Consider the following 3338-nt stretch of genomic DNA (forward strand, 5'->3'; position numbering starts at 1 on the left):
TCAGTCCGCTCGACTTGCATGTATTAGGCACGCCGCCAGCGTTCGTCCTGAGCCAGGATCAAACTCTCCATAAAAGTGTTTGAGTAAGCTCAAATTCGCATTACGCTAGCAATGCAATAAATTAAGGGTGAAATTTGCCCTATCGGGTAAATTTCTAATTGGGATTTTCTCGAAAATCCCTGAGATATCATGTATCTCTTTTCGCTTGGCTTTTGTTCAGTTTTCAAAGAACTCGTTTATCACTGTTTCCTCAGCGACATTTATTATCATAACATAACATCTCATTCCGCGCAATACCTTTTTTGAAAGTTTTTCGCGCGATCACTATCGAATCAATGAATCATTCGTAGCGACAAGTAATAATATATCATAAGTGCAAATTCTGCGCAATATTTATTTTATAACTTTTTTTGCGACTAGATTTAATACTCTATCACACATTGATAATAATAACAAACTTAATTATTTAACTAGAATTTAAAATATCTCCCCCAAACCCCAAAGTGAGTCAAAGTAAATCGAGCGAAGACAAGTCTATAGAAGTTAAACCTTTAATATATAATAACGATAAGGAGGTTGATCATGTGAAAGCAATTCAAGTTACACAATTTGGCGGATCTGAGAAATTAGTATATACAGACGTGGAGGATATAATAGCGGGAAAAGGAGAAGTATGTGTTCGCTTATATACGGCAGGTGTCAATCCGAGTGATACTTACACATTAACAGGTACATATTCGTTTAATATACCTCAGTTGCCTTATACCCCAGGTTTAGATGGTGCAGGGATTGTAGAAGCTGTTGGGGATGGAGTCACAAATGTTTGTGTTGGTGATCGTGTATTTATCTCATCCTTAATGCAAAGTAAAAGTACGGGCACATTTGCAGAGAAAATCGTTTGTGATGCAAATTCGGTTCATCCCTTACCAAACAATGTTTCCTTTGAACAAGGTGCAGCCTTAGGGGTACCAGCATTAACTGCATATCGTGCATTATTTCATCGAGCCAGCCTTAAGCCCGGTCAAACTGTATTGATTCATGGAGCCAGTGGCGGGGTTGGACTACAGGTTGTACAAATGGCCAAGTCTCACGGTGCTAACGTAATTGGAACAGCCAGTAAGCCAAAGGGGAAAAAAATGGTGCAGCAAGCTGGCGCAGATATGGTCATAGATCATGTGACTGAAGCTTCGATTGATGATGTCTTAGCTTTAACAAATGGTAAGGGACCCGACGTAATTATTGAATTTTTAGCAAACCGTAATTTAGAAACAGATTTAAAGCTGATTGCGCCATTTGGTAAAATTGTGATTGTTGGAAATCGTGGTTCAATTGAAATAAACCCACGACTTGCTATGCAAAAAGAATGTGATATTTTAGCAACAGCTCTTTGGAACGCACCAAAAGATGAATATGAGCAAAGTATCAATGGTGTAGTAGACATGTTAAAAAGTGGTGCACTTCAGCCTATTATAGGTACAACTCTCCCACTCGAGCAAGCACCTCAGGCTTTTGAACAGCTTGCAAAAGGGATAGGAAATGGAAAGCTTGTTTTAAAAATAAATTAATTGAAGAACTATAGCTTGGTAATAATACTCGTATAAAAGAAAGCCGAGCTATGTACTCATATTTAAAGCAAAAAAGGAGTAGCCACATGAACTTACAAACCGGTACTTATTATTGGCCTACTACACTAAAAAATCCTCCTAGTTACCCTCAACTGCAAGAGAATCTTGATTGCGATGTTCTTATTATTGGCGGCGGAAGCTCTAGTGCTCAATGTGCCTACTTGTTAGCAGATTCGGGCTTACATGTCGTGGTTGTTGAAAAGTATACAATCGGTAGTGGCAGTACCACTACAAATACAGCTATCATTCAATATTCTGGAGAAAGATTGTTTTCAGATTTAGTAAATAGCTTTGGCAGACCTTATGTCTCAAGACATTTACAATTATGTAAACAAGCCATAAATGATATTGAGAAAGCTTCTTCAATCGGGAAGATTGATTGTGAATTTACTAGAAGAGATTCATTATACTTTGCTAGCTATAAAGAAGACATACAGAAATTACAAAAAGAATACAATTTATTAGTCGAGGAAAAGTTTCCAGTGGATTTTTTATCAGCCGAACAAATTGAAGGTCGATACCCTTTTAAAAAGGATGCTGCTCTTTATTCTTATGATGACGCCGAAATAAACCCATTTACTTTTACTCATAATTTATTTGATTACGCTGCAAAAAAAGGAGTAAAAATATTTGAACATACTGAAGTTAACGGAAAGAAGTTCGAGAAAACAAAAGCGACCATACGAACGAAAAACAATCAATCCATCCAAGCACGTCATGTAATTGTTGCATGTGGCTATGAAGGAATGGATATAAAGAAAGAAAAGAAAACTTCCTTTGTCAGTACATATATAGTCACAACAAAACCAGTAGAGGATTTTTCATCATGGTACAATAAAACCCTGATCTGGGAAACCGCACGACCTTATACCTTTATTCGTACAACTAAGGATAACCGTATCATCATTGGTGGCTTAGACGAAAACACCCCCTACGCAGAAGTACGTGATCGTAAATTAATTAGTAAAAGAGATAAGCTACTGCTTGAGTTTAATAAGCTTTTCCCTGATATAAATGTAGAGCCAGAATATTATGCAACTGCTTTTTACGGAGGTACAAATGATGGACTCCCTATCATCGGAAAATACGATGAATATCCAAATTGTCACTTCTTGTTTGGGTTTGGTGATAATGGAACAGTGTATAGTATGATTCTTTCAAGAATTATTTCTGATGTCATTGTAAAAGGGCATAGCCCCGACCTAGAGCTTTATCTACAAACTCGCCCAACAAAACCAAAATAGAGAAATGTCAGTCCACCTAGAATGCCAAAACCCCTTTTATTATGAATATAGGGGAACTACAGTCCACTTATATACACTCAATACGGTATTTTCTATTTCGATGAAGATGTTGGCTCTTCAACTTTATGGTTTTAAAGCTTTCTCAATTTCATTCCAAGGGTTAAAATCTCTTGACTAATCTTAAGTATAAATCCGTAAATTTTATTATGGTCAATTACTAATTTCAGACTAGCTTACTCACGATGTTACCATCGGATCGGCTTATTCGAAGAAGATGCTGTTTCTGCTGCTCTATTAATGTCACGTGAATCCTTAACCTCTCCCCTTCTATATGGAGCGTGTCCGCCTGGCAACGTCCTGGCTCACCCTTTCTCTTCTACGGGGAAGGTTCTTCACGAAGCATTTTCATAGATGTATCTCATGTCGGTCTACGAAGAGAAAGGGTTCGTCTCACAGGGGGACACGATGT

2 protein-coding genes and 1 rRNA gene are annotated in these 3338 nt (G+C 37.6%); 2 read left to right on the forward strand and 1 reads right to left on the reverse strand.

Going from position 1 to position 3338, the window contains the following annotated elements:
- Positions 1-74: ribosomal RNA gene (locus N0O92_RS23430) — 16S ribosomal RNA — on the reverse strand; the annotation flags it as partial.
- A 510-nt stretch (positions 75-584) separates the two neighbouring features.
- Between N0O92_RS23430 and N0O92_RS23435 the strand changes: the two genes are divergently transcribed.
- Together N0O92_RS23435 and N0O92_RS23440 are read left to right on the forward strand one after the other, a co-directional pair.
- Positions 585-1565 (forward strand): NADPH:quinone reductase, encoded by a 981-nt coding sequence (locus N0O92_RS23435; RefSeq protein ID WP_315617471.1) that lies wholly within the window; start codon positions 585-587, stop codon positions 1563-1565.
- 86 nt (positions 1566-1651) lie between these two features.
- The gene (locus N0O92_RS23440) at positions 1652-2869 is read left to right on the forward strand and encodes an NAD(P)/FAD-dependent oxidoreductase (protein WP_315617473.1); all 1218 of its coding nucleotides are present in this window, start codon (positions 1652-1654) and stop codon (positions 2867-2869) included.
- The last annotated feature ends 469 nt before the right edge of the window (positions 2870-3338 follow it).

This window comes from Alkalihalobacillus sp. MEB130 (genome assembly GCF_032335535.1).
GTDB lineage: Bacteria > Bacillota > Bacilli > Bacillales > Bacillaceae_D > Halalkalibacter.

Excerpts from the sequence above, each read along its gene's own strand:
- N0O92_RS23440 (WP_315617473.1), top strand. The coding sequence starts at position 1,652 with ATGAACTTACAAACCGGTACTTATTATTGGCCTACTACACTAAAAAAT.